This window comes from Henriciella marina, assembly GCF_027213945.1.
GTDB lineage: Bacteria > Pseudomonadota > Alphaproteobacteria > Caulobacterales > Hyphomonadaceae > Henriciella > Henriciella marina_A.
Window position 1 is genome coordinate 368,287 of sequence record NZ_JAPWGW010000001.1, and the last position, 25,819, is coordinate 394,105.

The 25,819-nt window shown below is 59.6% G+C and carries 26 protein-coding genes; 16 read left to right on the forward strand and 10 right to left on the reverse strand.

Annotated features, from left to right (window positions below; translation table 11 throughout):
- The first annotated feature begins 69 nt into the window (after nt 1-69).
- Together cysS and O4G74_RS01830 are read left to right on the forward strand one after the other, a co-directional pair.
- Nucleotides 70-1,455 (forward strand): cysteine--tRNA ligase, encoded by a 1,386-nt coding sequence (gene cysS / locus O4G74_RS01825; RefSeq protein ID WP_269400958.1) that lies wholly within the window; start codon nt 70-72, stop codon nt 1,453-1,455.
- A gap of 14 nt (nt 1,456-1,469) precedes the next feature.
- A complete protein-coding gene (locus O4G74_RS01830) occupies nt 1,470-2,009 on the forward strand; it encodes a SixA phosphatase family protein (RefSeq protein WP_269400959.1) in 540 nt (179 codons plus the stop codon).
- A 101-nt stretch (nt 2,010-2,110) separates the two neighbouring features.
- Here the strand turns inward: O4G74_RS01830 and O4G74_RS01835 are convergent, their stop codons facing one another.
- Nucleotides 2,111-2,593 (reverse strand): peptidase S1, encoded by a 483-nt coding sequence (locus O4G74_RS01835; RefSeq protein WP_269400960.1) that lies wholly within the window; start codon nt 2,591-2,593, stop codon nt 2,111-2,113.
- Between the two features lie 196 nt (nt 2,594-2,789).
- Here O4G74_RS01835 and O4G74_RS01840 point away from each other — a divergent pair, with 196 nt between their 5' ends.
- From O4G74_RS01840 to O4G74_RS01865, 6 genes are all read left to right on the forward strand, one after another.
- On the forward strand, nt 2,790-3,392 hold the full coding sequence (locus tag O4G74_RS01840) for an exopolysaccharide biosynthesis protein (protein WP_269400961.1): 603 nt from the start codon (nt 2,790-2,792) through the stop codon (nt 3,390-3,392).
- Between the two features lie 56 nt (nt 3,393-3,448).
- The gene (locus O4G74_RS01845; protein ID WP_269400962.1) at nt 3,449-3,898 is read left to right on the forward strand and encodes an iron-sulfur cluster assembly scaffold protein; all 450 of its coding nucleotides are present in this window, start codon (nt 3,449-3,451) and stop codon (nt 3,896-3,898) included.
- Between the two features lie 124 nt (nt 3,899-4,022).
- Entirely contained in the window at nt 4,023-4,349 is a 327-nt protein-coding gene (gene yidD, locus O4G74_RS01850; protein WP_269400963.1) for a membrane protein insertion efficiency factor YidD, read from the forward strand.
- A gap of 11 nt (nt 4,350-4,360) precedes the next feature.
- Nucleotides 4,361-6,343, forward strand: a complete 1,983-nt coding sequence (thrS, locus tag O4G74_RS01855; protein ID WP_269400964.1) for a threonine--tRNA ligase — start codon at nt 4,361-4,363, stop codon at nt 6,341-6,343.
- A gap of 1 nt (nt 6,344) precedes the next feature.
- Nucleotides 6,345-7,634 carry an O-antigen ligase family protein gene (locus tag O4G74_RS01860; protein WP_269400965.1) on the forward strand — a complete coding sequence of 430 codons (1,290 nt, stop codon included), beginning with the start codon at nt 6,345-6,347 and terminating at the stop codon, nt 7,632-7,634.
- Nucleotides 7,631-8,455, forward strand: a complete 825-nt coding sequence (locus O4G74_RS01865; RefSeq protein ID WP_269400966.1) for a glycosyltransferase family 2 protein — start codon at nt 7,631-7,633, stop codon at nt 8,453-8,455. The genes O4G74_RS01860 and O4G74_RS01865 overlap by 4 nt, the downstream gene beginning before the upstream one ends.
- Here O4G74_RS01865 and O4G74_RS01870 read toward each other — a convergent pair.
- The 4 genes from O4G74_RS01870 to O4G74_RS01885 are packed head-to-tail and all read right to left on the reverse strand — an operon-like array spanning nt 8,452 to nt 12,884.
- Nucleotides 8,452-9,516, reverse strand: a complete 1,065-nt coding sequence (locus tag O4G74_RS01870; protein ID WP_269400967.1) for a DUF4340 domain-containing protein — start codon at nt 9,514-9,516, stop codon at nt 8,452-8,454. The genes O4G74_RS01865 and O4G74_RS01870 overlap by 4 nt on opposite strands.
- Nucleotides 9,513-11,399, reverse strand: coding sequence for a Gldg family protein (locus tag O4G74_RS01875; protein WP_269400968.1), 1,887 nt, complete (start codon nt 11,397-11,399; stop codon nt 9,513-9,515). Before O4G74_RS01875 ends, O4G74_RS01870 begins: the two co-directional genes overlap by 4 nt.
- A complete protein-coding gene (locus O4G74_RS01880; RefSeq protein ID WP_269400969.1) occupies nt 11,396-12,160 on the reverse strand; it encodes an ABC transporter permease in 765 nt (254 codons plus the stop codon). Before O4G74_RS01880 ends, O4G74_RS01875 begins: the two co-directional genes overlap by 4 nt.
- On the reverse strand, nt 12,150-12,884 hold the full coding sequence (locus O4G74_RS01885; protein ID WP_269400970.1) for an ABC transporter ATP-binding protein: 735 nt from the start codon (nt 12,882-12,884) through the stop codon (nt 12,150-12,152). The genes O4G74_RS01880 and O4G74_RS01885 overlap by 11 nt, the downstream gene beginning before the upstream one ends.
- A 328-nt stretch (nt 12,885-13,212) precedes the next feature.
- Between O4G74_RS01885 and O4G74_RS01890 the strand changes: the two genes are divergently transcribed.
- Entirely contained in the window at nt 13,213-13,563 is a 351-nt protein-coding gene (locus O4G74_RS01890; protein WP_269400971.1) for a DUF2794 domain-containing protein, read from the forward strand.
- A gap of 12 nt (nt 13,564-13,575) precedes the next feature.
- Here O4G74_RS01890 and O4G74_RS01895 read toward each other — a convergent pair whose 3' ends face one another.
- Together O4G74_RS01895 and O4G74_RS01900 are read right to left on the reverse strand one after the other, a co-directional pair.
- On the reverse strand, nt 13,576-14,250 hold the full coding sequence (locus O4G74_RS01895) for a cupin domain-containing protein (RefSeq protein ID WP_269400972.1): 675 nt from the start codon (nt 14,248-14,250) through the stop codon (nt 13,576-13,578).
- 110 nt (nt 14,251-14,360) lie between these two features.
- Nucleotides 14,361-14,984 carry a sigma-70 family RNA polymerase sigma factor gene (locus O4G74_RS01900; RefSeq protein WP_269400973.1) on the reverse strand — a complete coding sequence of 208 codons (624 nt, stop codon included), beginning with the start codon at nt 14,982-14,984 and terminating at the stop codon, nt 14,361-14,363.
- A gap of 135 nt (nt 14,985-15,119) precedes the next feature.
- Here O4G74_RS01900 and O4G74_RS01905 point away from each other — a divergent pair, with 135 nt between their 5' ends.
- Nucleotides 15,120-15,617: an invasion associated locus B family protein gene (locus O4G74_RS01905; protein ID WP_269400974.1), complete on the forward strand. Its 498-nt coding sequence runs from the start codon at nt 15,120-15,122 to the stop codon at nt 15,615-15,617.
- Nucleotides 15,618-15,632: 15 nt separating this feature from the next.
- On the opposite strand, the gene O4G74_RS01910 is transcribed toward O4G74_RS01905, so the two are convergent.
- Entirely contained in the window at nt 15,633-17,450 is a 1,818-nt protein-coding gene (locus O4G74_RS01910; RefSeq protein ID WP_269400975.1) for a flavin-containing monooxygenase, read from the reverse strand.
- Nucleotides 17,451-17,555: 105 nt separating this feature from the next.
- Here O4G74_RS01910 and rlmN point away from each other — a divergent pair, with 105 nt between their 5' ends.
- A complete protein-coding gene (gene rlmN, locus O4G74_RS01915) occupies nt 17,556-18,719 on the forward strand; it encodes a 23S rRNA (adenine(2503)-C(2))-methyltransferase RlmN (RefSeq protein WP_269400976.1) in 1,164 nt (387 codons plus the stop codon).
- 21 nt (nt 18,720-18,740) lie between these two features.
- Here rlmN and O4G74_RS01920 read toward each other — a convergent pair whose 3' ends face one another.
- A complete protein-coding gene (locus O4G74_RS01920; RefSeq protein ID WP_269400977.1) occupies nt 18,741-20,057 on the reverse strand; it encodes a TAXI family TRAP transporter solute-binding subunit in 1,317 nt (438 codons plus the stop codon).
- Between the two features lie 198 nt (nt 20,058-20,255).
- Between O4G74_RS01920 and ftsH the strand changes: the two genes are divergently transcribed.
- The 4 genes from ftsH to O4G74_RS01940 are packed head-to-tail and all read left to right on the forward strand — an operon-like array spanning nt 20,256 to nt 24,359.
- Nucleotides 20,256-22,157 carry an ATP-dependent zinc metalloprotease FtsH gene (gene ftsH, locus O4G74_RS01925; protein WP_269400978.1) on the forward strand — a complete coding sequence of 634 codons (1,902 nt, stop codon included), beginning with the start codon at nt 20,256-20,258 and terminating at the stop codon, nt 22,155-22,157.
- A gap of 56 nt (nt 22,158-22,213) precedes the next feature.
- Nucleotides 22,214-22,792, forward strand: a complete 579-nt coding sequence (locus O4G74_RS01930) for a hypothetical protein (RefSeq protein WP_269400979.1) — start codon at nt 22,214-22,216, stop codon at nt 22,790-22,792.
- Between the two features lie 60 nt (nt 22,793-22,852).
- Nucleotides 22,853-23,680, forward strand: a complete 828-nt coding sequence (thiD, locus tag O4G74_RS01935) for a bifunctional hydroxymethylpyrimidine kinase/phosphomethylpyrimidine kinase (RefSeq protein ID WP_269400980.1) — start codon at nt 22,853-22,855, stop codon at nt 23,678-23,680.
- The gene (locus tag O4G74_RS01940) at nt 23,670-24,359 is read left to right on the forward strand and encodes a peptidoglycan DD-metalloendopeptidase family protein (RefSeq protein ID WP_269400981.1); all 690 of its coding nucleotides are present in this window, start codon (nt 23,670-23,672) and stop codon (nt 24,357-24,359) included. The genes thiD and O4G74_RS01940 overlap by 11 nt, the downstream gene beginning before the upstream one ends.
- On the opposite strand, the gene O4G74_RS01945 is transcribed toward O4G74_RS01940, so the two are convergent.
- Entirely contained in the window at nt 24,356-24,805 is a 450-nt protein-coding gene (locus O4G74_RS01945; RefSeq protein WP_269400982.1) for a DMT family transporter, read from the reverse strand. The two genes, O4G74_RS01940 and O4G74_RS01945, sit on opposite strands and share 4 nt — an antisense overlap.
- 164 nt (nt 24,806-24,969) lie before the next feature.
- Between O4G74_RS01945 and O4G74_RS01950 the strand changes: the two genes are divergently transcribed.
- Nucleotides 24,970-25,794, forward strand: coding sequence for a PhzF family phenazine biosynthesis protein (locus tag O4G74_RS01950; RefSeq protein ID WP_269400983.1), 825 nt, complete (start codon nt 24,970-24,972; stop codon nt 25,792-25,794).
- Nucleotides 25,795-25,819: the final 25 nt, after the last annotated feature.

The following is a 25,819-nucleotide window of genomic DNA, read 5'->3' on the forward strand; positions in this document are numbered from 1 at the left end:
CAGAATTTGCGTTCAAGCAGCCACAGTTCTCACCCCTCGACGCCGCGCCGGCAGAAGAAGCCAAATCAAATGCCCCTGAAGCTCTACAATACGCTTGGACGAGAAAAGCAGGTTTTCGAACCTCAGGACCCTGATCGTGTGACACTCTATGTGTGCGGGCCGACGGTGTATAATTACGCCCATATTGGCAATGCGCGCCCGCCGGTCGTCTTTGACGTCCTCTTCCGCCTGCTGCGGCGAACCTATGGCGAGGCGTCGGTTCTCTATGCCCGCAACATCACCGACGTGGAAGACAAAATCATCGCCCGCTCGCTGGAGGAAGGCACGCCGATTGATGAGATCACGCAGAAATATGCGGCGATCTATAATGTTGACATGGCTGCGCTGAATGTGCTGCCGCCATCGATTGAGCCATGGGCAACAAAGCATGTAGACGGCATGGTCCGCCTGACCCAGCAACTGGTGAACAAGGGCTATGCCTATCCAGCCGCCTCTGGCGTCTTCTTCGATGTCGGCCAGATGGAAGATTATGGAAAGCTCTCTGGCCGCAGGCCTGAAGACAATGAAGCTGGCGCGCGCGTTGCCGTGTCTGAAGACAAGCGCAATCCGGCCGATTTCGCGCTCTGGAAGTTTGCCAAGGAAGGCGAGCCGGACGAGGCGACTTGGGACAGCCCATGGGGCCGTGGCCGCCCCGGCTGGCATATAGAATGCTCTGCCATGATCGCTGCGCACCTTGGCAAGACGATCGACATTCATGCCGGCGGCATCGACCTTCAATTCCCGCACCATGAGAATGAAATCGCCCAGTCAGAATGCGCCCATGGCGAACCGATGGCCCGCTACTGGCTGCACAATGGCTTCCTCGACATGGAGGGCGAGAAGATGTCGAAGTCGCTCGGCAATGTGAAACTCATCCATGACCTGATTGAGGACTGGCCCGGCGAGGTGCTTCGCTTTGCGCTCCTGTCAGGTCACTACCGTGCGCCGCTGGACTGGACGCGTGACCTGCTGGAACAGTCGAAAACCACGCTAGGCCGTATCTATGGCGCGCTCCGCCGCGTCTGGGACGCGGAAGGCGGCGAAGCGAGCGACAAGAGCATCGACAAGGCGCTCAATGATGACCTGAACACACCGGTTGCGCTGGCAGAGCTCTCGCGCCTTGCCTCTGAGGCGAACCTCGCAGCTGATGCCAAGGACGCAGCGAAGATGGCAAAGGCACGCGCCGAACTGCTGGCCGCAGGCGAAAAGCTTGGCCTGCTGACGCTATCGCCTTCAGCCTGGGAGCAAGGCGGCAACGAAGACGACAAGGCACGGATCGACGCGCTCGTTCAGGCCCGGCTAGATGCCCGTCAGGCGAAGGACTGGGCAGAGGCTGACCGGATTCGGGACCAGCTCACTGCCGAAGGCATCGAAGTCATGGATGGCGCAGGTGGTTCGACTTGGCGCCGTATCTAGTCTGGATTGAACGGATGAAGCGCCTCGCTCTGCTCCTGACAGTTCTTGCCGCGGCGTTCGCGGCCGCGTCTTGCGCGGTGTTACCCGGAGAAGCAGGCGAGAGCGCCGATACCACGTACACGGTCTATCTCGTGCGCCATGCAGAAAAACAGACTGGCGACGATCCATCACTTGCCGGCGATGGCCTACTTCGAGCCGATACGCTTGCTGACCTGCTGTCGGATAAGGACATTGAGAATATCTGGTCGAGCGACTATCGCCGCACCCGCGAAACCGCCGCGCCGCTGGCAGAGCGGCTGGGTATCGATGTGCTGCTCTATGATGCCTCAGACCTGCAGTCGCTCGCAGACGAAATCACCGCAGACGGCGTGACGGTATTGGTGGTGGGCCACTCCAATACCACGCCCGCGCTTGCTGAATTCCTAGGGGCAGACCCCGGAGAGCCGATTGTAGAGGCCAGCGAGTATGACCGCCTCTATTTGATCCAGCGCGAAGGCAACGCCACGAGATCGCATGACATCCAGCGGTTCGGCGCGCATTTCGAGCCGCAGTAATACTGCGGTCACGCGTGTACGCAGAGTCTACCAGATGAAATTTCAGGCAACGAAAAACGCCCCGGCAGCACCGGGGCGTTCTCATGTCTCGGGTGGCGAGTTTAATCCTCTGAAGAACTCAGCTCGGAAATCACCAGGGTGGCGTCCTGAAGAGAGCCGCGCTCATAGGTGCCAACCCAGATATCGTAGAGGCCATCGGCGCCCGGATCGAACCGGATGGAAGGATTGTGGCTAGGGCCGCTATCGTCGTCACAGAGCCAGTCGCCATTTGGCGTGTTGATCACAAGTGTCGTGTCATACGCTGAGCGAACGGTAATAATAAGCGGAAGCGAACCAGACCCGTTATCGTAGAGCAGGTCATAGTCTGGCGCGTCGGCGACAAAACCAGGACAATTGGAGCCAAGCTTATCGGTTGCATCGAGGCTGCCGCCCGCACGCAAATCGATCTCATGAGGGTCAGGCTGGAAGCCCGCGCTCAACTCGATCGTGCCGTATGTGGCCTCTTTCATAAAGTCCTGCGCAGCCGCAGAAATTGTCAGACCAAGTGCAGAAGCAGCCAATGCTGCAAGGCGTATGGTTTTCATGGATAGCTCCCCTCAGAAATTCAGTATTCAGCCTACCATTAAAGGCCTGAGAGACAAGCTTTTTGGTTAATATGCGTTAATTTTGGGTGCGTGAACGCTGTGTGAACGTATTCGTGGTCTGCAGCGTTTATGAGACGAACATTCGCATGAAAGATGCGGACGGAAACATCGTACACGATCGAATCGCTGGGGCCCCATGAGCCACGTAAACAATCTTCGCTCGCTTCTGATCTCGCTGGAAGAGCGTACAGAGGGCGAGACAGTGACGATCGCCGACCTCCTAAATGCGGTGGGCCGCCGCGCCTATGGCCCGGTGCTTCTATTGCTCGGCTTCATCTCAATCAGCCCACTCTCCATCGTCCCCGGCGCAAACTGGCTGATCGCGCTCGTCACATTGATCTTCGCGCTACAGATCGTAATTGGACTGAAATATCCATGGTTGCCGCGCCGCGCGCTCGATTTCAGCTTTCCGCGCAAGCATCTTATCGGCGGTATCCACATGATCGAAAAGCACGCCCATGCGGTGGACCAGATCCTGAAACCGCGCCTGACTTTCCTGACGCAGGTGCCGTTCATCAACCTCGTCGCTTTAGCTTGTGTCGCTGCCGCGCTCATCACATTCCCGTTGGGGCTCGTGCCCTTCGGCCCATTCCTGCCCGGTCTGACCGTCCTTCTCTTCGGCCTTGCCCTTACCGCACGCGACGGCGTGCTCCTCATTATCGCGATTGGCAGCCTTCTGGGGGCCGCCATGTTGCTCGTCCGCATCCTGCCGCGCGTCATGGCTTTTCTCGGCATCTAGGGCTGGTTTCACCGAGTTTACTTGATCTTCAGCGCTATCGGGACGATCTATGGGCCATGAGCGCAGAGCTATATCATAATCGCGTGCTGGAACTCGCCGCCAATATCCCGCATGTCGGGACGCTTCCCCAGGCCGATGCGGCGGCGGAGAAGGTCTCACGTGTCTGCGGCTCGATCGTACGCGTTGATATTCGCCTCAGCGAAGACGGCAACACGGTCGAAGCCATAGCTGTCGACCCGAAAGCCTGTGCCCTTGGGCAAGCGGCCACAGCTGTGCTCGCCGAGCATGCGGTCGGCGCACCGGTGGACGAAGTGTTCGCCGCGCGTGACGCATTGAAAGCGATGTTGAAAGAGAATGGTGAGCCACCGAAAGGCCGGTTTGCAGAGCTGCGTCACCTCGAAGGCGTTGCTGATTATCCGCCCCGCCACACCTCGACGATGCTGGCGTTCGATGCGGCCTGCGCGGCCATCGAAACCGCACGAACTAAGCGGGCTGCGGCGGCCTGAGCGTGACCGCCGTAGCCGAGAGGCAGCCCCGGGAAGAAAATCCTGCAGCCTTATCGGGTTGAGGGCCGCCGTCCACGCGTCTAGAACCGCTTTCGACGAAACACGAACTGGGCCATGAAGCCTTATGTCCGAACGACGCAGCAAGGTCGCGCATGCGGCCCTCAAAACGTACAAGCTGACGCTGTCTCCCGCCTTTCAGGTGTTTGGAGCACAGTGCCGTCATGTACCGTCGTGCAGCGAATATTGTGCTGATTGCGTCTCCCGTCATGGTCTGTGGACCGGCGGATGGATGACACTGGCCCGGCTGTCGCGATGCCGCCCTGGCGGCTCCAGCGGATACGATCCTGTTCCTGAGAAAGCAGAGACGATACCTGTCTGGGCGCCCTGGCGTGCCGGAGACTGGGCCAGAACGCAGCGGCCCTTCCCGGATGCAGGCCCTGAGACGAACTGAAAAGCAAATCCATGATCAATGTAACGCTACCAGATGGATCGCAGCGCCAGTATGAGGACGGGGCAAGCCCGGCCGATGTTGCGGAATCCATTTCCATATCCCTCGCCAAGGCTGCGCTTGCGGCCAAGGTAAATGGGGAACTCTATGACCTGAACCGCCCGCTGGACGGCGACGCAGAGGTCGCCATCGTGACGGCGCGTGACAAGGAGGGCCTTGAGCTCATCCGGCACGATGCCGCCCACGTGCTCGCGCAGGCCGTACAGGAGATGTACCCTGACACACAGGTTACGATCGGCCCCGTGATTGATGACGGCTTCTATTACGATTTCGCGCGCGAGAAGCCTTTCTCTACGGAGGATTTCGAGCGCATCGAGAAGAAGATGGAAGAGATCATCGACAAGGACTACCCGATCGTCCGGGAAGTCTGGTCGAAGGAAGACGCCATCGAGACGTTCAAGAAGATCGGTGAAGACTACAAGGCGCAGATCATCGACGACATCATCCCGCCGGGTGAGCCGATCACGGTCTACAAGCAGGGCGACTGGTTCGACCTCTGCCGTGGCCCGCACCTGCCATCGACGGGGAAACTACCAAAGGCGTTCAAGCTGATGAAGCTGGCGGGCGCCTACTGGCGCGGTGATCATCGCAACGAGATGCTGCAGCGCATGTACGGCACGGCCTGGGCGAATGAGAAGGATCTCAAGGCCCATCTTCTGCGCATTGAGGAAGCCGAAAAGCGTGATCATCGCCGGATCGGTGCGCAGCTCGATCTCTTCCATCTCGACGGCACGGCTGCGGCCGGGTCAGTCTTCTGGCATGCCAATGGCTATACGGTCTGGCGCCAGATCGAGGCCTATATGCGCCGCCGCCTGGACGCTGAAGGTTATGACGAGATCAAGACACCGCAGCTCATGGACTCCGTTCAGTGGGAGAAATCCGGCCACTGGGGCAAATATCGCGAGAACATGTTCATCGTGCCTGACTTCATTCCTGAAGGGGAAGAAGGGGTCGAGATTTCGGTGCCCGAAGACGCCAAGCTGATGGCGCTGAAGCCGATGAACTGCCCGGCGCATGTCGAGGTTTTCAAGCAGGGCCAGAAGTCCTATCGCGACCTGCCTATCCGCCTCGCGGAGTTTGGCTGCTGTCACCGCAATGAGCCGCACGGCGCTATCCATGGCATAATGCGCGTGCGCCAGTTCACGCAGGATGACGCACATATCTTCTGCCGTGAGGACCAGATCGTCGAAGAGTCGATCAAGTTCTGCCGCCTGCTGGAAAGCGTCTATCGTGACTTCGGCTTCGAAGAGATCGCCGTGAAGCTGTCAACGCGCCCGGACGTCCGCGCAGGTAGCGACGAGACGTGGGACCGGGCCGAGAAGGGCCTGAAAGACGCCGTCGATGCGGCAGGTCTACCTTGTGAGATCCTGCCAGGCGAAGGCGCTTTCTATGGGCCGAAGCTTGAATTCCAGCTGACGGACGCGATCGGCCGTGTCTGGCAGTGTGGCACGCTGCAGCTCGACTACGTGCTGCCTGAGCGTCTCGGCGCCGAATACACGGCGTCTGATGGCACCAAGCAGCGCCCCGTGATGCTGCACCGAGCCATTCTTGGCTCCATGGAGCGTTTTATCGGCATCCTGATCGAGGAATTTTCAGGTGCTTTCCCGCTCTGGCTTGCGCCCGCACAGGTGATCGTCGCAACGATTACCTCGGACGCCGACGAATACGCTGAGGAAGCTGCCCGCACGCTGCGCGCCGCAGGCCTCCGCGTAGAAGTCGACACGCGTAATGAAAAGATCAACTACAAGGTCCGCGAACATTCCCTCCGGAAGGTTCCCGTGATCGCCGTCGTTGGTCAGCGCGAGGCGGATGATCGCAAGGTTGCGCTGCGGCGCTTCGGCTCGCAGGGCCAGGAGATACTCGGTCTCGACGAAGCGGCGTCAAAGATCGCTGCCGAAGCTACACCGCCTGACCTTAGAAGAGCTGGAGACGAATAGCATGGCACAGGGGCGTGGGGCAGGCTTTGCCATAGTACTGGCCATAGCATTCGTGCTCTGGCTGCCGGTCGCCGTTTTCGGGGCGCAGGGCTACTCGGCCCTGATCGGCCTCACTGCGATCGCGGCGGCTTTCTTTGCGCCTCTTCGCCGGTTCAACCTCATCGTCCTGTCGCTATTTGCGCTCGCCGCCTGGTCAGCCGCGAGCAGCCTCTGGTCCGCTGAAACAGGCTCAATCATCGATGGCGCGCTGTCAGAGGGTACAATGAATGTGGATGCGGCAGGCCTTCGCATTCTGCTCACAGTGCTTGCGGGAACGCTGACGATTGCGGCGGCGCTTCGCATTCCGCAGGGAGCAGGGCGCCAGTCCCTGCTGGTGGTCGGATGCATGCTTGGCCTGCACGGCCTTTTGACACTCTCCATGGGGCTGTTTCCGGAACTTACGCTCGACCTCTATGCGCCGATGAGTGACCGGGTGAAGGAGGCGCCACAGAACATCCTGCGCAGCGCCAATGCCTTCGTACTTGGTCTGCCCATTCTCATTGGACTGGCTGCTGCATTCGCGGGGCGCGCCACTGTCGCGGCCTGCGTCGCGCTGCTTACCGTGGCCTTCGTGGCCTTCCTGATGATCGGCACTGATGTCGCACTTCTTGGCGTGATTTGCATGGCTGTGGCCATTGGTGTGGTCATGATCTTTGTCCATCATGGCTTCCGGATACTGATGATCGCGATGTCAGCCATCATCCTGCTGTCTCCGCTGATCCTTGGCGTGGGCGCTGCAGCGCTGACGCGAACTGATATGCCGATGCCGTGTTCAGTCCAGTCGCGCGTATGGGCGTGGAATCTGACATCGGAAAAGATAATGGAACGCCCTCTCACCGGTCATGGAATCGAGGCGTCCAAGGAATGGCGTGATACGTTTGGCGATCGGCCTGATCTTCTTCGCGAAGTAGACCAGAAGTGTCGCAGCGATAATGCCGACTGGGAAGTCTATCGCATCCTGCCCGGACACCCGCACAATATGGGCCTGCAGATCTGGGCTGAGACCGGCATTATTGGCGTTATCCTCGCCATTGCCTCACTTATCATCATCGGCAACCGTCTCCCGCGACCTGGTGATGTTGACATCCCGACCCGACTTGCGGTCGCGAGCTTGATCGGCGGCTCCTTTGCCCTGTTCAGCCTGTCCTACAGCGTCTGGAACGAAGCTTTCTGGGCGACGATTGCGCTCGCTTCGGCTGGCGTCATCCTGCTCGACCGTGTGACAGGGCCTGCAAGACTTGGCGCCAAATGACAGACCCGACCACCGCCATCGTGGTCAGCTATCACACTGGGCAAAGTCTGAAGGAATGCCTGTACGCGCTGGCAAGCGATCCCGCGGTGGATGCGGTCCGCATCGTCGATAATGGTAATCCGGAAACGATGCGGATCTGGCTTCGGAATTTTTGTGAGAGCCGGCAGGCCATCTCTCTCATCGACGCGGGTGGCAATATTGGTTTCGGGGCGGGCGTCAATCGCGGTGCAGCGGGCGTGGATGAGGGCGACCTCCTTATCATCAACCCTGATGCAATCCTGAAGCGTGGCAGCATCGAAGCGATGCAGCAGGCTGCTAGAGGCCAGCCGCACCCGTGCATCGTCGGGGGCAACGTCTTCGATACCTATGGTCGAGAAGTACGCGGACCAAGGCGGCGCAAGCTAACCCTGCTCCGAGCGCTTACCACTTTCTCAGGTTTCAATACCTGGACGCTGGAACGCACACCTGCTCCGGAAGGGCCGGTAGAGGTTGGAGCCGTGTCGGGCGCGCTCATGCTTGTTTCCGCGCGGGATTTCAGCGCTCTTGGCGGCTTCGACGAGGGGTTCTTCATGCATGTCGAAGATGTCGACATCTGCCGGCGCGCAACGGAGGCGGGAGGCGTTACGACCTACACGCCGCACGCAGGCGCCCTTCATTACGGCGCTACATCGGAGGCACCCGCCAAACGCGTCGCCGGCTATAAGGCTGACAGCCTCGTCTACTATTTCAGAAAGCACGCAAGCGGCCCACTCGAGCGTCTTGCCATAAGCCTGATCGCACCGCTCCTGCGGTTCGCCATCATCTCTCGGGCTCGTGACTAGGGCTGGAAGTCTGCAGGGGGCAGGGGCGCGCTTGTGTCTTCAGGCGCAGGCCGTGTAACAAGCTCTCTCACGGATGGCGTAAATTCGCGCCAGTCATACTCGGTCAGCTTGAAAGCGTAAGGCTCGGCGCGTTCATTGATGGTTCTTGCACGGCGCGCGCCCTCACCGGCTTCGATGGCACGCAGCGTCACCCAGTACCCATCCGGCTCACGCCAAGCCCTGAGGTCAATTTCCAGCCCATCAAACGTCTCGCTGATATGCCGCGAGACAGCACGTCCAGCAAGCGCCTCTGCGGATTTCACATCGATGGGCGCAAGCCGCGTAATGGCAAGCGCAGTGGCTGAGATGGCCAGAGGGTTGGCCACCTGAAAATCCTGATAGGGCGGCGCAGGACGAAAACTTCTCGCACCGCTGCCCGGCGGCCGCGAAAGGTAGACTGAATTCCCGGCGCGATCAGTTATACGCACAGCCGACACCGCTGAGGGCTCAATCGACATGATATCGAGATCGAGCCATGCCTCACGCGTGCGGAGGGGTGGCAGGTCACCACGCACGCGAAACGCAATCGTTTCCTCCGGCTTGCGAGCATAGGTGTGTTCGTTGCGCCGGCCTGTAATGACCTCGGCCACGCGCGCCCCATCACCGGAGAACAACTCAATCAGCGTGCCGTTGCCCTCTTCACGCGGATCGCCAAGCGCGAGCAACGACAGGCGCTCCGGGTTCGAGGTTCGACGCTCACCCCAGCTTAGCGTTTCAAGACCTTCCAGCAGTGTATTGAGTCTGTCCTCGCGGACCGGATAGGCGCCAGATTCCTCCATGAGCCAGGCTCCATCGCGCTTGACCAGATTGTAGGCCACATCCTGTTCAGTCACCGTGATGCGCGAGATATCGCCTTTGATCGCAGAAAAGTTCGACAGAACAGGATTACCTGTTCTTGGGCTGGTAGATCGGCCGCCCGCATTGAAAACAGAAAACAGGATAAGAATGATCCAGAGGGAGGCTGCCGCAATCGACAGCCGCTGGACCAGCACGGAACGCTTGCGGTCTAGACGTCTGCTCATTCCGGAGCCTTCCGCCGACGCCACCAGACAAAGCACCCGACGGCGCCGATCAGGATCGCACCGGCGAAGATATTGATGAATTTCAGCCAGCCCTCGAGCCCATCAATGTTTCGCCGGAAGTCACGCTCAATCGAACGCAGGCGCTCCCGGGTCTCCAGAACCTCGCTGCGCAGCTGCCCAAGTTCTTCCTGTTGCTCTCCCGAGAGGCTCGCGCCTGTTGCGGCGTCGAGCAGCGTACTATCGCGGCTATCGATCTGGAGAAGTTCCTGCAGCCGGGCTTCGGATGCCGCAAGCTGGGTTTCGAGCTGGTCTTGTTCCTCGAAGAAACGCGCCTGGGCCTCATCGCGCATTGCCTCAACCCGTGTCATCGTACGCCGTGAAGACGCCCGGGCACGTAGGCTGAGCAGGTTGGCGTTCCCTGACATCATGTCGAGTGCATTCATGATGAGCGCGCCATTGTCAGCGAAAGCACTCTGGCGCTGCATGTCGATATAGAGCCCGTCATCGACCATATCTGCGTCTGCGAGGATGAGGATTTCCGCTTCCCGTTCACTGGAGGAAATGTGTGCCTCGGCTTCCTCGATCGCCTGGGCGGCAAACTCGGCCATCACAGGGTCTTCCGGCATGACGGGGTCGGGGCGTCCATCCGGAAAGGCAGAAACCAGTGTGCCATGGACGCGGACACCGAGCGCCCTCGCCCCTTCCGTTGGCTCGTAGAGAGCCAACGCCTCTTCAACACCGACGTCGGTCATTGCAGTTTCAGGGGCGATCCAGGACGGTGCCGTGCCCGTCTCGATCAGCACTTCCCTGTCGATCGGCGAGGTTTCGTCGAGAACCAGAGCGCCTGAAGACGCAAAGTTGACTGACCGCGAAAGCGGAGCGGTCAGGATGCTGTCCTGCGACATCATTGCGGGCGGTGTGGAAAGATAAAGCGGATGACGGACGATACCGGTGCGGCCGCCACCTGTCGGAGCCTGTATCGACAGCGCGGTTTCGGTGTCAGCGATCACCTCATCCGCAAGCGTGACGCCCCAGACCTCCCCAAACCGGCCAAGGTCGGAGCGGATGCGGCGTTCAACCCGGCGGCTTGGCGGCTCCGGCGAGGTCTTGGCGGCCGCATCGACCAACATGACGACGCGGCCTGTGCGCAGGATGAACTGGTCGATGACCCAGCTCTGCCACTCAGTCAGTTCTGGCGGGTGTATCATGATCAGCGCGTCGAGATCTTCCGGCAGGGCATAGAAGTCGCTTGCGATAGTTTCGACGCTGAAGGACCGCTCCATCTCCTGAAGAAGCGTATAACCGCCATCATCGGCCTCGGCGTCCATACCCGGCAATGTTGTCAGAAGACCGATCCTGGGCGGATCAGGGCGGTCGAGGCGGGCGATGAGGCGCGTAAGGTCGTATTCGAGCGTTTCCTCGCGCTCTGGTGCCAGGAAGGCGAGAACGCGCTGTTCATCGACGGTGTTCTGACCGATAATTCCAAAATAAAGCGGGTCGTCACCTTCAGTGTCGACCGCGTCGATGCCGGCCGCAAGCGCCTGGTCTTCAGCCTCGGAAAAGGGCTTGGGGTCAATTTCGGTAATCCTGAGGTTAGCCCCTGCGACTGCCGAATAGCTGTCGAGCAGCTCGCGCACCCGCGCAGCATAGGCGCGGACCTGCGGGTAATCCTGCCCGACCTGACGCGTATAGACGAACGTCAGCTCAATCGGTTCTTCGAGCGAGTCGAGGACGGTTCTGGTTTCAGGCGAAAGCGTAAACAGCGCATTCTGCGTGAAGTCGACCCGCGCTGGCCGGGTCAGCGGATAGATGACCAGTGTCGCAGCGACAAAAATCGCGAGTATCAGCGCCGTTGCGGCAGGAAGAAAAGCGCGTGGGGTCATCCTGCAAACGCCCGCTTGTTGGCGACCCAGATCGTATTCAACGCCAGCCAGGTAAGGGTGACGCCACCGAAGAACAGAAGCGCGCGAAGCTCGAGCACGCCGCGCTGGGCTGTCTCGAAGTAGGTGAGGAAAGAAAACTGCGCGACGAGATCACCCGCTGCGGCGCCGAGCAGGCCGGAGATTGCGCCGACCAGCATTGGCCAGCCCGCAGCTGTAAAGACGAAAGCGACAAGAATGCCAGCGATATAGGCCAGCACCTGACTGGAGAAGAGCGAAGACATGGCCGCGCCGATCGAAAGGTACGCGCCGGCCATGAGCAGGCTGGTCAGATAGGTAATGGCGATGGCGCCATTATCAGGTGCGCCGAGATAGTTCACCGTGATCCACATCGGGAAAGTCAGGAGGAGCGACAATGCCGCGACGCTCCAGGCTGCCAACAGCTTGCCGGTTGCAAGGCCAAAGAGGCTGACAGGTAGCGAAAAGAGAAGCTCGGAGGTGCTGTAGGCGATCTCGTCGGCCCAGAGACGCATGGAGAGCGCGGGCAGGAAGATCATGTAGAGCCAGGGATGCCAGTAGAAGAAGGGCTGGAGGTCAGCGAGCCCCGTATCGAAGAAACGTGAGGCCTCCCAGGTGAACACACCTACCAGCATCAGGAAGATGGCGACGAACACATAGGCCAGCGGCGTCGCGAAATACGCGCGCAGCTCTCGCAGGTAACTTGCACGCAGGCTTGTAAGAATATCGTGCAGCTCAACCTTCATTTCTGACGGCCTCCTGCTTGGAGACGAGGTCGATAAATGCTTCTTCTAGACCGCCCTCGCGGCGCTTCGCCATTTCCTCTGGCGAACTGTCGGCGATGAGTTTGCCCTGATCAATAATGATGACCCGGTTACACATGGCCGGCACTTCTTCCAGCGTGTGGGTCGAAATGACGATAGCCTTATCTTTTGCCATTCGGGAGATGAGCGCCCTGACGGCTCGTTTCTGGATCGGGTCGAGCCCGTCGGTTGGCTCGTCAAGGATCAGAACGTCCGGGTCATGGATCAATGCCCCTGCCAGTCCCACACGGCGACGATACCCCTTCGACAGCGTGGAGACCCGTTTCGACATCACATCGCCAATACGTGCGTCGGCGATCACGCGCTCGACGGCGCTTCGACAGTCTTTCCGCGAAATGCGATGCGCCGCGCAGAGGAAATTCAGGAAATCGAGCGGCGTCATGTCAGGATAAAGCGGCGCGCCTTCGGGCAGAAAACCAAGGCGCCGCTGCGCTTCACGCCGATCGGACACAATAGAGTGGCCAGACACAATAACGTCGCCGCTATCGGGCTCGATCACACCAGCAGCCATACGCATTGTCGTGGATTTGCCCGCGCCATTCTGCCCGAGGAAACCCAGAACTTCGCCTTTGACGAGGCTGAAACTCATGGAGTCCACAGCTGTCCGCCCGCCAAACGACTTCGAAAGCTGCTTCAATTCGAGCATCACTGGTCCTGTAGCGCCGCGCTGCAGCCTGACTAATCAGACGCGCTGGAGTTTTCCAGAGTCATGATGAGGAAACTGCACGTTCATAGGCATGCATCGCCAAAGAATTTGAATTGAAGAGGGCAAGCTGTCGGACAACGGAAACAGGGACCCCGGGGGGCTGGGGGGGGCTGATGGGTCCGGGAAACCTGCTGGACACCGTCATCCGACAATTGCAAAGTGTATTCAATCGGTGTCTGCGGCAAGGCCGGATTGCGGCTAAAACCTGTCAATCTGATTACAAATACGACAGAATGAACGCCGCATACAGAGTAACGTTAGAGCGTCCATGGCTGGCATTACACCTTTACAGTTCGACAAGTCCCCGAAAATCGCGTTTCACCGCATCGAAATGTCGGCCATTCTCGATGTTTATGGCAGGATGGTAATGGCCGGACAGGCAAAGGATTACGCGATTGGCATGCACGAAGATCATGCCGTGTTTGCGATTTTCCGACGACACGCTGAAGCGCCGACCTGGCGTATCGAAAAAGTGCCCGCCCTGCGCAATCAGCAGGGCGCCTTCGTCGTGTATGGCAGTCAGGGGCAGGTTCTGAAACGCGGCCATGATATCAAGACAGTGCTGAAGGTCTTCGAAACGCGCAAATTCGAAGTACTGAATTTTGGCAAGCCGTCCTGACAGGCCCCGCCCCTAATTGGGCCGACGCGTAAACACCTTCTGCAGGATGCCCAGCATTCCCTTGAACTCCATGCCGCCCTCGCTCACGGCGAGCGCGAGGCAGATTCCATCGTCGTCCCCGACGGGCGAATGTGTATCGGTTGGGGTCTTCAGGCAGATATCGCCAGGCCCGTAGCTTCCAGCTTCGTCAGAAAACCCGCCCTGAACCACCAGCGTCAGCTCATCGTCGAAATGCGAGTGAGTTGGTACGGTCGCGCCTGGCTCTATGCGATAAAGATGCGCGTGGCCGCCAGCCTGGGTCCCGATTTCCAGGCGTTTAACGCCGCTGGTCATTCGTTTCCAGCCGCCGCGCATGCAGGATTCAAGCGCTCTCTCGCGCAGTGGCTCTGGAAGGTCCAGCAGTTCAGAAAGGCGCTCGCTGGCAAGTTTCGCGGCATCTTTGGCGTCGGCTTCTTCTTCCAGATCATCAAGAGCCTGAAGCGTGCGCTCAAACGCGTTGGGCGCAAGCATTGTCGGGCGTTCCTGCTCCAGGAAAATACCCGAGATAGCCTCAGCGTGATTCACCCTGTCGCGGACATCGGAGCGAATGGCTGCCTGCGTTTCGACGAGCAGCCTGAAAGAGGGAGCAAGCGTCCCCGCCGCATACGCCGCATAGATATCCGACAGTTGTGAAACGTCGTCCTTCAAACCTTCACCACCTCTGCTCGCCCCTGCTTGGGCACTATGTATAAAGACGGATATTGAGCAGCAGTGAACAAGGTCAAGAAGTTGCGGTCAGGATGTGTGCTTCGAGGCGCTCATTCGCGCGACAGGACGCCCCTAAGTTTGTCAAAGGCAAGACGAATTCGCGATTTAACTGTCCCCAACGGCAAGCTGAAACGCTCCGCGATCTCAGCGTGGGACATCCCGTCATAGAAAGCTGCCCTGAGAAGTTCCAGTTGCTCCGGCGGCAGGATATCGAGCTTTTCCCGGACCTCCGCCTGAAGCTGAGCTTGAGACAGACTTTCAAACGGTGCCTGTTCAGGCGCTGGCTGGAGCATTGGCTCCTCAGGTGACAGGTCAGGCTTCGAAGCTCGCCGGAAAAGATCAATCTGCCGATTGCGGGCAATCCGGAAAATCCAGGTCGAAACAGAAGCTTGCTCCGGATCGAACTGGCTGGCTTTACGCCAGACGGTCAACATGACGTCTTGCACGATCTCTTCAGCCTGAGCGTCATCGGCACCCATTCGAAGGAGGTAGGATTTCAAGCGAGGTCCGAAAAACTCGAAAAGCGTACCAAATGCCCGCTTGTCGCCATAGCCCGAAATCCGCTTCATGCAGTCTGCGTGAAGCGAGCGCGGATTATCGACTTGATCGAGGCGGGCGACAGACAAAGCTACATCCGATTGCAACAACACACCTAATGTCTGTGTTTGTTGCATCTTGTGCAACCTTTGATCGCGCATCTAACGACACTGTGATCACCCATTCGTCAAAATTCCGCCTTAACCTTTAGGCATTTGAAGTGCTCTGAACGAAATTCCACAATCAAATTAAGAACAGACCAGACGCTCACCATGATCCGTATTGTCGCAATTGCCGCTCTTTGCAGCGCTATCGTCATCCCGGCTGCGCAGGCCGCCCCCACCGCGATGGGGCGCTATGACAACTGGACGGTTTTCACCGAGGAAGTCGGCGGGGAGAAGCTGTGCTATGCCGCGACCGAAGCCACCGACAAGGCACCGCAATCTGCCAATCATGGAGATGTCTGGTTTTTCGTTTCGAACTGGGCATCCGGAAAAGCCCGTAGCCAGCCGAGCCTGAAAGTCGGCTATGATCTTCGCGCCGACCTGCCCGCGCGCGCCAGCGTCGGTCGTTCTGGCTGGACGCTTTACGGTGTTGGCGGTGAAGCCTTCGCACAGGACCGTGACGATTCACAGATCGTCGACGCGCTGCGGCGCGGCAGCGAGCTGCACGTAGAGGCAGTTTCCTCCCGCAATACGCAGGTCTCCTACCACTTCTCCCTTTCGGGCTCAGCGGCAGCTATCGACAAGGCTTCTTCGCTTTGCCGATAGTCGGCTGAAGTCTGATCAGGCGGGTGCGGTTTCCCGCTGCACTTCAAGACCGGCCATCTCACCCGTTTCGCGCCAGTCTTTCAGGATAGAGAAGTACTCCATAGAGCCGCCGCCATAGAATGAGTTCTGGCGAGCTCGCGCAGCGATCTGCCCCTCATTATTGTAATAGCCGGGCGTGCATTCGGCGAGAAACTTCTCGCGCATCTGCGCTTTCGAGATGATTGTCTCGACCCATTTCGACTGCGCTTCAGCCTCTGGCTCTATCTGCACGATATCTTCATCAAAGGCCCGTGACAGGATGTAGCCGAGATGTACGGCCTGCTCATCGAGCTGGTGGGGATAGTTCGCTGTGAACGCCGCCTGCGCGCCGCCCATCACGAACACGTTTGGAAAATCGCGCACGAACATGCCGTGAAGGCTTTCAACACCGCTTTCCCACGCATCCGACAGCGACTTGCCGCCCCGGCCATAAAGCTCATAGCCGGACCGGCGGGTATAGCTGGTGCCGACCTCGAAGCCCGTCGCATAGATCAGGCAGTCGATCTCATACTCTTTGTCGGCGACGACCACACCTTTTTCGGTGATACGCTCGACGCCCTTGCCGTCGGTGTCGATCAGGTGGACGCTTTCGCGGTTGAAGGTCGCAAGATAATCATCATGGAAGCATGGGCGCTTGCAGAACTGGCGGTACCAGGGCTTCAGCGCATCAGCTGTCTTGTTGTCCGCGATAATTTCATCAACCCGGGCACGGATCGACTCCATCTTCTTGAAGTCCGCAAGCTCACCGATCTCTTCCAGCTCCTTGGCGGTCAGCTGTTTGCCGTCCTGCTTGCTCGCAATGAAGAGCAGGTTGCGGATGATGTCGGTCCAGCCGTCCTGCACCAGGTCTTCAGGCTGATAGCCGCCGGAAACGAGGATGTTGAAATTATCCATGCGCTTCTTTTGCCACCCGGGCTCCAGTGATTTCGCCCAGTCAGGATCCGTTGGCTTGTTATCGCGCACATCGATCGAGCTTGGCGTTCGCTGGAAGACGAAAAGCTCTTTTGCGCCGGCGCCGAGATGCGGCACGCACTGCACTGCGGTTGCACCCGTGCCGATGATCCCGATACGCTTGTCTTTCAGCTTGTCGAGACCGCCTTCCGGGCCGCCGCCGGTATAGTCGTAGTCCCAGCGGCTGGTGTGGAAGGTGTGCCCCTTGAACTTCTCGATGCCGGGAATGCCCGGCAGTTTCGGACGATGGAGCGGGCCGTTGGACATGATGACATAGCGCGCCTTCATAGCGTCGCCGCGATTGGTCTCGACGCTCCAGCGCTTTGCTTCCCCGTCCCAGTTCATTGCCGTAACTTCGGTCTGGAACAGCACGTCGTCGTAAAGATCATAGTGCCGCGCGATCCGTGCGCTATGCTCGAGAATCTCCTTGGCCGGGGTGTATTTCTCCTTCGGCATGAAGCCGGTTTCTTCCAGCAACGGAAGATAGATGTAGCTTTCGATATCGCAGGCCGCGCCCGGATAGCGGTTCCAGTACCAGGTGCCTCCGAAATCACCGCCCTTCTCGATCATGCGGATGTTCTTCAGGCCCGCTTCACGCAGTCTCGCACCCGCGAGCAGACCGCCAAAGCCGCCGCCAACGACGATGATATCTATCTCATCGCTGAGCGGAGCGCGGTCGATCTTTTCGTCGATGTAGGGGTCTTCGACATAGCCGGCATATTCACCCTTGATCTCGACATATTGTTCGTTCGCGTCATCGCGCAGTCGCTTGTCGCGTTCAGCGCGATAGCGTTCGCGCAGCTTGTCTGGATCGAAATCGATTCCGGGTGTTCCGTCAGCCATGTTTTCCTCCCACGGAGCCTTTGTGGCCCTCTGTCGTGATGCGCCGCAGCAAACCTGTCCTCATCTGCTTAGATTATTGGGCAGGACGTGCTATGTGCGGCGTCGATGAAACATGTTCTGGACCTTTCACGCGGCGTCAATGCAAGCACTAGTTCGGCGAAGTCACTGGCCGGTTTATCTATCCCTGCCCTGAAAGCAGAGATGGAAGCGCTCGGACTCGATCCGAAGAAAGCTGGCATGCGCGCCAAGCAGCTGCGCCGCTGGATCCATCATTTCGGCGTGCAGGATTTCTCCGGCATGACCGATATCGCCAAGGAGTTGCGCGCGGAACTGGCGGAGAAATACATTCTCAGCCGCCCGGAAATTGCAGAGCACAAGGTCTCCGTGGACGGAACCCAGAAATGGCTGACCCGCTTCCAGCCGGGCGTCGAAGGCGAAAGCGTCTTCATCCCAGATGTTGGCCGTTCCGGCGCGCTTTGCGTTTCAAGCCAGGTCGGCTGCACACTGAACTGCACTTTCTGCCATACCGGCACCCAGAAGCTGGTTCGGAACCTCACCGCTCAAGAGATCGTCAGCCAGATCCTCATCGCGCGCGATGAACTCTCCGAATGGCCGTCCTCGAACGAGAACCGCAAGCTCACCAATATCGTCTTCATGGGCATGGGTGAGCCGCTCTATAATCTCGACAATGTGGCAGAAGCCATCGACACGATCTCGGATGGCGACGGCATCGCGCTCGGTCGCCGCCGGATCACCGTGTCGACGGCAGGCGTCGCGCCAAAGATTCCAGAGCTGGGTGAGCGCACAGGCGCCATGCTGGCCATCTCTCTGCACGCGGTCCGCGATGATCTGCGCAATGAGATCGTACCGATCAACAAGAAGTACGATCTGCAGACCCTGTTCGAAGCGATCCGCGCCTATCCCGACCTTGGCAACTCCAAACGTGTGACGTTCGAATACGTCATGCTGAAAGGCGTCAACGACTCGCTGGCCGAAGCCCGTGACCTCGTGAAGCTGCTGAAAGGCGTACCAGCGAAGATCAACCTTATCCCGTTCAATCCTTGGCCCGGCAGCCCTTATGAGTGCTCGGACTGGGAAACGATCGAGAACTTCGCCGAAGTCGTGAACCGGGCAGGCTATGCCTCCCCGATCCGCACCCCGCGTGGCCGCGATATTTTTGCTGCTTGCGGCCAGCTCCGCTCAGAAAGCGTGAAAAAGTCTGCTGCAGAGAAACGCCGTGAAGCGCTGGAGCAGCAGGCCGAAGCCTGAGCCCGCTTGCTGCGCGCCGCGCTAAGCGGTGTGACGCGCCTCTTCCCCGGCATCCCGCGCATATAAGCCTTTGACCAGATCACGGACGAAGGCGATGTGGCTGCGAAGGTGATACACTTCTTCCGTGTAGGACAGCGGCACATCCAGCTCACCGACCTCTTTCTGAAGCTCTGACAGCTCATCCAGCACTCTGTCGCGCGTTTCATCGTTCGAGGCTTCGCGTCCGCGTGCCTCAAGTTCTCTGAGGTCTGAATACCAGACATAGATCTTGCGGCGCACCCGCCAGCGATAGATCGGCGGCGCCACCCGGATCAGCGGGATGAGCAGCGTGATGAGCGGGATAAGGAACACCCAGGCGCGCTCAAGGAAATTGGCGATCTGGAACGAGAAGTAGTTTCGCAGGAAAGACGGCCCGTTCTTCCAGAAGCGCTCAGCTTCGCTCGATAGTGGCATGTCGACAAGTTCAGGGGCTGGAAACTCCCCGGCATTCGCAAAAGCGCTATTGCCAGCATGGATGTCTTCGGACGCTTCGAGCAGCAGCGACTGGATAGCCGGATGCAGATCCTCGCGAATGGCGAGCTGCGCGACCGAAGCGATCAGCGGCACATCGGCGGCTGGTATGTCAGCCTCCAGATTGACGATCCCGCGATAAAGCGTGACTGGGTCGAGCGCGCGCGTGCGACGGGCCAGTGCAGGTGCCCGGTCAAACGGCAGAAGCGCAATGCCGGGTTCCTCTATGAGGCGCTGGACATAAGGTGCGTTCATTGAGGCGGAGAATGCCGCAGCATCGACATCGCCCGCCAGAAGCGCACTCGCGGCGGCCTGCCCGCTTTCTATGCTTCGCGAAGACGAGGGCCAGTCGCCGCCCCAGGCGTCTTGCATCTGGAGCGTCAGCGCCCGCGTGCCCGATCCCTCCGGACCGATCGCAAAACGGACATCCCGGAGGGCACCAAAGCCTTGAATGGCGGCCTCGGACCGGACGAAGACCCAGAATGGTTCATGGAACATGCCCGCCAGAGAGTTCAGCTCTTCGCGATCGGCATCAGTAGCAAGCCCGCCCTGAACGAAAGCCATCCCTGCACGGCCCGACCGGAGAAGCTCAATATTCTCTAGCGAGCCGCGCGTTTCAAGTATTTCGACCTCGACGTCGCTCTCGGCCAGCTTGCCGGCATATTCCTGCGCGAGGGCGTAGTATGCGCCACCTGAGTTGCCCGCCGCGAAGGTAACGCGCGATGGCGGCGCCGGGTCGATCAGCGCGAGCGCGACCCAAATGCTGATCGCGACAAGCAACGCCAGAGGGCCATAAACCTTCAGGATGTCTTTCATAGATTTATCCATTCGCGCCCCCGCTGCGCACAAGAGTAGTGCGGGTCACCATGAGCGTCGAGTAGGTGCCCCGGTTCAATCGCTATCTGCTTCAGACCAGCGCAGCCGCGACAAAATTGCGTCCGTATTACTGCTAATTGAGTCGTTTTCCGTTGTTCAGCTGCCTATGTTAGAGTCCAGAAGATTGAGACCAAAAGACGGATCCATACTATGAACATGCGTAATCTCGCTGTCTGGGGACTGATTGCTGCCCTCGTCGTGGCCATGATGATCGCCATGCAAGGCTCATCTGTCGCGGCGAATGCGGAGAAGGTGCCGATCTCCGACCTTCGCCAGATGGCAACGGAAGGCCAGCTCGCAGAAGTGACGGTCACAAATGACCGCATCACCGCACAGACTAGCGGCGGAGACACTTATTACGCTGAGAAGCTGCCGACCAATATCGAGGCATCGACCTGGTTTGCGGATCAGGGCGTCACAGTGAATGAAGATGCCGAAAGCGGCTTCAGTTTGGGTGGTCTGCTTCTCAACCTGCTCCCGCTGATCCTTATCCTTGGCCTCTTCCTGTTCCTGATGCGTCAGATGCAGGGCGGCGGCGGTGGCCGCGGCGCCATGAGCTTCGGCAAATCCCGCGCCCGCATGCTGACCGAAAAGCACGGCCGCGTGACCTTTGATGACGTTGCTGGCGTCGACGAAGCCAAGGAAGAGCTGCAGGAAGTCGTCGAGTTCCTGAAGGACCCGTCACGCTTCCAGCGTCTTGGCGGCAAGATCCCGAAAGGTGCCCTTCTTATCGGTCCTCCGGGCACAGGTAAGACGCTCATCGCCCGCGCCGTTGCCGGCGAAGCTGGTGTGCCGTTCTTCACCATTTCCGGTTCAGACTTTGTCGAAATGTTCGTGGGTGTCGGCGCAAGCCGCGTGCGCGACATGTTCGAGCAGGCAAAGCGCAATGCGCCTTGCATCATCTTCATCGACGAAATCGATGCTGTCGGCCGCTCGCGCGGTGCAGGCATTGGCGGCGGTAATGATGAGCGCGAACAGACGCTCAACCAGCTTCTCGTCGAGATGGACGGCTTTGAGTCCAATGAGGGCATCATCATCATCGCCGCGACGAACCGTCCGGACGTGCTCGACCCGGCGCTGCTTCGTCCAGGCCGTTTTGACCGTCAGGTGACCGTCAACAATCCGGACATCATGGGCCGTGAGCGCATCCTGAAAGTTCACATGCGCAATGTGCCGCTCGCCAAGGACGTCGAGCCGAAGGTGATCGCACGCGGCACGCCGGGCTTCTCCGGTGCGGACCTTGCGAACCTCGTGAACGAAGCTGCCCTACTCGCAGCCCGGCGTGGCAAGCGTGTCGTCGCCATGCAGGAATTTGAGGACGCCAAGGACAAGGTCTTGATGGGCCCTGAAAAGCGCTCCATGGTCATGTCGGACAAGGAAAAGCGGCTGACCGCCTATCATGAGGCTGGTCATGCTATCGTAAGCCTGAAAATGCCGGCAACCGACCCTGTCCACAAGGCAACGATCATTCCGCGCGGCCGCGCACTCGGCATGGTCATGCAGCTGCCTGAGGACGACAAGTACTCACAGACCCGTCAGGAAATGACCTCCAGACTGGCTGTCCTCATGGGCGGCCGCGTCGCCGAGGAACTTGCTTTCGGTGAGGATGCTGTGACCTCCGGCGCTTCGTCTGACATCCAGATGGCGACCCGCATCGCGCGCGCCATGGTGACGAGCTATGGCCTGTCAGATGAAATCGGCCCTGTCGATTACTCCGATAATAGCGACCCATACTCGAGGCCGAACCACGTCTCCGAAGAAACTTCCAAGCGTATTGAGGAAGAGGTCCGCAAACTGATCCAGCACGGTAAGGATGAGGCACGCCGCATCATGACCGACTACAAGGATCAGTGGACGGCCATCGCAGAGGGGCTACTCGAATACGAGACGCTCACCGGTCAGGAGCTCAACGACTTGCTTGAGGGCAAGAAGCCGACCCGCCCGGACGAGCCGGACGAGCCGCAAGGTCCAGCTTCGGCTGTTCCGGTCATCGGCAAGCGCCGCAAGAACCTTGGCGGCGATGAGCCGGGGGGCGAGCCAGAACCGGCCTGATCCGGGCCAATCGCTAAAGCATTGCAAAGAGGCGCAGCCCATATAGGCTGCGCCTCATGCTTTTGAGATTCGCAATATCTGGCACCGCCCTGCTTCTGACTGCCTGTCAGCAGGAAGCCCCGGCAGAACTTGGTGGTACCGAGTTTCTGTCCAGTGTGAAGCCCTATTGCGGAAACGCGTATCTCGGCCGGGTCGTCAGCAATGACCCTCAGGATGCCGAATGGGCCTCGCAGGCCGTGATCGCGGATTTCGAATATTGCACGGAGACCGCCGCTCGCATTCCGCTCCATGTCGGCGAAGACCATTCGCGCATGTGGCTCCTCGCGCTCGGCGACGATGGCCGCATCGCGCTTCGTCACCGGCACACCCATGAAGATGGCAGCCCGGATGCCGTGACGATGTATGGTGGCAAATCGTCTGACGCCTCGACCGTGACCCGTCAGGAGTTTCCAGCTGATGATCGGACCAAGGCGTTGTTCGATGCGGAAGATATACCCGTTTCGAAAGCGAATGTCTGGGCAATGGAGATCCATCCAGATCAGGACATGTTCGCGTATGAGCTGAAGCGGCCTGAACGCTTTTTCCGGGTGGAGTTCGACCTCTCCCAACCTGTCGAGACGCCGGCCGACCCCTGATAGTGCCCGTCTGCTGAAACCCCGCTTTCCGATCAGTGTCAAAGCGCCTATTTGATCGCCATGACGACTGAAACCGAAAACAAGTCTGGCCGCGTTCTGGTAATTGCCGGTTCCGACGCCGGGGGCGGTGCAGGCATCCAAGCCGACATCAAGGCCATCATGGCGATGGGCGGTTATGCGATGACCGCCGTCACCGCCATCACTGTGCAGGACACAACGGGCGTGCACGACGTTCACCCCATACCGATCAGTACCGTTATCTCTCAGATGAAGGTTTGCCTCGCCGATATTGGCGCAGATGCCATCAAAACCGGCATGCTAGGCCGCGCGGAACTTGTAGAGCAAACGGCCGAAATACTGGACGAGCGGGCAAGAGAAACGCCGCGCATCATTGACCCAGTCATGGTGGCGACATCCGGTGACCGGCTGGTCGACCGGCGGGCCGTGGAGAGCATTGCGTCCCTTCTCGTGCCCGGCGCAGCGCTCGTCACGCCGAACGCGCCAGAAGCCGAAATCCTGACAGGAAAGTCCGTGGACGGTGTGAACGGCCAGCGACGCGCCGCTGAAGCCCTCCTGAAACGCGGCGCACGAGGTGCGCTGGTGAAAGGCGGACATATTCCCGGCAACCCGGTCATCGATGTGCTTCAGACAGTGCATGGCGAGTGGATCTTCGAGAGCGGCCGGATTGATACCACCTCCACGCACGGGACCGGCTGTACGCTCGCTAGCGCGATCTCGGCCCGCATCGCAATTGGTGACGACACGCAGGACGCCGTCGAAGCGGCGCGCGACTATCTCCACCGCGCCATTGCAGAGGCCAAAGGTTTCGGGAAAGGCCACGGCCCTGTGCATCATGGCTGGCCGCTGGACAAGCAAGATGAGCGCTAAGACCATTTTCCCAGCGGCGCTGAGTGACCTGCGAAAACGCTATGAGGCGTGGCTCTCCACCTCTCCGCAGGTGACGCCGCCAATGCGCGGCCTGTCTGCTGAGGGCACGCTGCCGCTCGACAAGGCAGGGCTTGCTGCACGTGGCTGGAGCGACCTACCTATTGATTGGATACCGGCCGATGGCGGCGTGCTTCATGGAGGGTATGGCGAGGACCGCGCCATCTACGACACCCCGATCTTCAATCCGCCAGGCGACGAGCCACGCACGCTTCATCTCGGCCTTGATGTCTTTACTGCAGCCGGCAAGCCAGTCTTCGCCCCGCTGGATGGGCAGGTTCATAGCCTTCAGCTCAACGACAATGAGAAAGACTATGGGCCGACGCTGATCCTCCAGCATGATGTTGAGCCTGGTCTCAGGTTTTATACACTCTACGGCCACCTCGACCCAAGCCTGCTCGACACGCTTCAGCCCGGCGACCAAGTCGAACGCGGACAGGCTATTGCACGCCTGGGAGACAGCAGCGTGAATGGCGGATGGGCGCCCCACCTCCACTTTCAGGTCATGCTGGACATGCTCGGAAAGGCTGGCGACTTCCCCGGTGTCTGCCGCAAGAGCGAAGCTGCTCGGTGGCTGCAACTCTGTCCAGACCCCCGCGCGCTGATCGGACTCGCCAGCTAGAAGCGCCGGACGAGATAAACGCCCAGCACCAGAAACCCGATACCGACGAGCCTAAGTGGGGTCGCAGGACGAACCGCCTGACCGAACGCGCCGAACTGGTCGTATAGAACCGCCGCGGTCAGCTGACCCGCAATGACGGCACTGACCCAGGCAGCCACACCGATACGCGGCACAGCTGTCGCAGAGCTCGCCACCATGATCGCGCCGATCAGCCCGCCAATCCATGCCCATGCCGGCACGGTCAGCGTCTGGCTGATGCTCGGCACTTTGTAGCCAAGTACGATATTCACGGCGAGGAGAGCCAGCCAACCGATCGAGAATGAGATGAAAGCCGCCTGCAGCGGCCCGCCAACTCCGCTCGCCAACCGGCCATTGATGGCCCCTTGGGCCGCGATCAGCGTGCCGCAGATAAAGCCCAGTCCGACAAGCAGCTGCCCCCAGTTCATTGAGTTCTCCCGGTGCAAACAGTGAAGTGAGACTGGCCCGATTGGCCTTCGCTGGCCAGATAGCTCGCTCAGGCTTTCTCAACCGTGGCTTAGAAAGTCTGGTTTGTGCCGGATGTCCGCGTTCCGTAGAATAGAGACCTAATCTTCCGCAGCGGGAGCCTGACATGACGGCCATTCCATTCTACCAGATCGACGCATTCGCCAGCCGGCCCTTTGAAGGCAATCAGGCCTGCGTGATGCCGCTGGAGGACTTTCTGCCGGACGAAACGCTGCAGGCGATTGCAGCCGAAAACAATGTCGCTGAGACGGCTTTCATCGTCGAGAAGAATCCCGGAAAGTTTGCTCTGCGCTGGTTCACACCAGCCGTGGAGGTTCCTCTCTGTGGCCATGCCACGCTAGCGTCAGCGCACGCGATCTACACGCATATCAGCTTCAACGGCGAAGAGATCGCTTTCGAGACCGTGCAGTCCGGCGTTCTGAAAGTTCGACGTCTGGCAGACGAGACCTATGAGATGGATTTCCCGGCACCGAAGGTAGAGAAGATCGCCGTCACTGAGGACGTCGCCGCGGCGCTCGGCGCGTGGCCCCTGGAAGCCTGGGGTGGGCCATTCTACGCAGCCGTATTTGGCACGCCTGAAGATATCGAAGCGCTCGAACCCGACCTCTCATTGCTCAAAACCCTCGGCGTCAGCGGCATTGGCGGAAACTGGGAAAGAGGCAATTTCGGATGCGTCGCACCGGGCGGCGCCGACGGTGCTGACCTCACCAGCCGTTTTTTTGCCCCCGGCAGCGGCATTGATGAAGACCCTGCCACGGGGAGCTGGCACTGCATGGTCGCCGCCATCATGGGACCTCGCCTCAAGCGCCCGCTCGATTGCTATCAGGCCTATCCGGGACGCGGCGCGAAGATCGGGATCGAGCTTGTCGGCGACCGGGTGAAGCTGCGCGGCGAAGCGGTGACCGTCATCAAGGGCAAATTCACGCTCTGAACGACCCGAGGCATCAGGCGTTAGG

Coding starts and splice junctions, on each gene's coding strand:
- yidD (WP_269400963.1), top strand. CDS start 4,023: ATGTCCGAACGACGCAGCAAGGTCGCGCATGCGGCCCTCAAAACGTAC.
- O4G74_RS01945 (WP_269400982.1), bottom strand. CDS start 24,805: ATGAACTGGGGGCAGCTGCTTGTCGGACTGGGCTTTATCTGCGGCACG.
- cysS (WP_269400958.1), top strand. CDS start 70: ATGCCCCTGAAGCTCTACAATACGCTTGGACGAGAAAAGCAGGTTTTC.
- thiD (WP_269400980.1), top strand. CDS start 22,853: ATGACGACTGAAACCGAAAACAAGTCTGGCCGCGTTCTGGTAATTGCC.
- O4G74_RS01880 (WP_269400969.1), bottom strand. CDS start 12,160: ATGAAGGTTGAGCTGCACGATATTCTTACAAGCCTGCGTGCAAGTTAC.
- O4G74_RS01900 (WP_269400973.1), bottom strand. CDS start 14,984: ATGCAACAAACACAGACATTAGGTGTGTTGTTGCAATCGGATGTAGCT.
- O4G74_RS01905 (WP_269400974.1), top strand. CDS start 15,120: ATGATCCGTATTGTCGCAATTGCCGCTCTTTGCAGCGCTATCGTCATC.
- O4G74_RS01865 (WP_269400966.1), top strand. CDS start 7,631: ATGACAGACCCGACCACCGCCATCGTGGTCAGCTATCACACTGGGCAA.
- rlmN (WP_269400976.1), top strand. CDS start 17,556: ATGAAACATGTTCTGGACCTTTCACGCGGCGTCAATGCAAGCACTAGT.
- O4G74_RS01910 (WP_269400975.1), bottom strand. CDS start 17,450: ATGGCTGACGGAACACCCGGAATCGATTTCGATCCAGACAAGCTGCGC.
- O4G74_RS01830 (WP_269400959.1), top strand. CDS start 1,470: ATGAAGCGCCTCGCTCTGCTCCTGACAGTTCTTGCCGCGGCGTTCGCG.
- O4G74_RS01860 (WP_269400965.1), top strand. CDS start 6,345: ATGGCACAGGGGCGTGGGGCAGGCTTTGCCATAGTACTGGCCATAGCA.
- O4G74_RS01940 (WP_269400981.1), top strand. CDS start 23,670: ATGAGCGCTAAGACCATTTTCCCAGCGGCGCTGAGTGACCTGCGAAAA.
- O4G74_RS01930 (WP_269400979.1), top strand. CDS start 22,214: ATGCTTTTGAGATTCGCAATATCTGGCACCGCCCTGCTTCTGACTGCC.
- O4G74_RS01885 (WP_269400970.1), bottom strand. CDS start 12,884: ATGCTCGAATTGAAGCAGCTTTCGAAGTCGTTTGGCGGGCGGACAGCT.
- O4G74_RS01875 (WP_269400968.1), bottom strand. CDS start 11,399: ATGACCCCACGCGCTTTTCTTCCTGCCGCAACGGCGCTGATACTCGCG.
- O4G74_RS01890 (WP_269400971.1), top strand. CDS start 13,213: ATGGCTGGCATTACACCTTTACAGTTCGACAAGTCCCCGAAAATCGCG.
- O4G74_RS01840 (WP_269400961.1), top strand. CDS start 2,790: ATGAGCCACGTAAACAATCTTCGCTCGCTTCTGATCTCGCTGGAAGAG.
- ftsH (WP_269400978.1), top strand. CDS start 20,256: ATGAACATGCGTAATCTCGCTGTCTGGGGACTGATTGCTGCCCTCGTC.
- O4G74_RS01950 (WP_269400983.1), top strand. CDS start 24,970: ATGACGGCCATTCCATTCTACCAGATCGACGCATTCGCCAGCCGGCCC.
- O4G74_RS01845 (WP_269400962.1), top strand. CDS start 3,449: ATGAGCGCAGAGCTATATCATAATCGCGTGCTGGAACTCGCCGCCAAT.
- thrS (WP_269400964.1), top strand. CDS start 4,361: ATGATCAATGTAACGCTACCAGATGGATCGCAGCGCCAGTATGAGGAC.
- O4G74_RS01870 (WP_269400967.1), bottom strand. CDS start 9,516: ATGAGCAGACGTCTAGACCGCAAGCGTTCCGTGCTGGTCCAGCGGCTG.
- O4G74_RS01835 (WP_269400960.1), bottom strand. CDS start 2,593: ATGAAAACCATACGCCTTGCAGCATTGGCTGCTTCTGCACTTGGTCTG.
- O4G74_RS01920 (WP_269400977.1), bottom strand. CDS start 20,057: ATGGATAAATCTATGAAAGACATCCTGAAGGTTTATGGCCCTCTGGCG.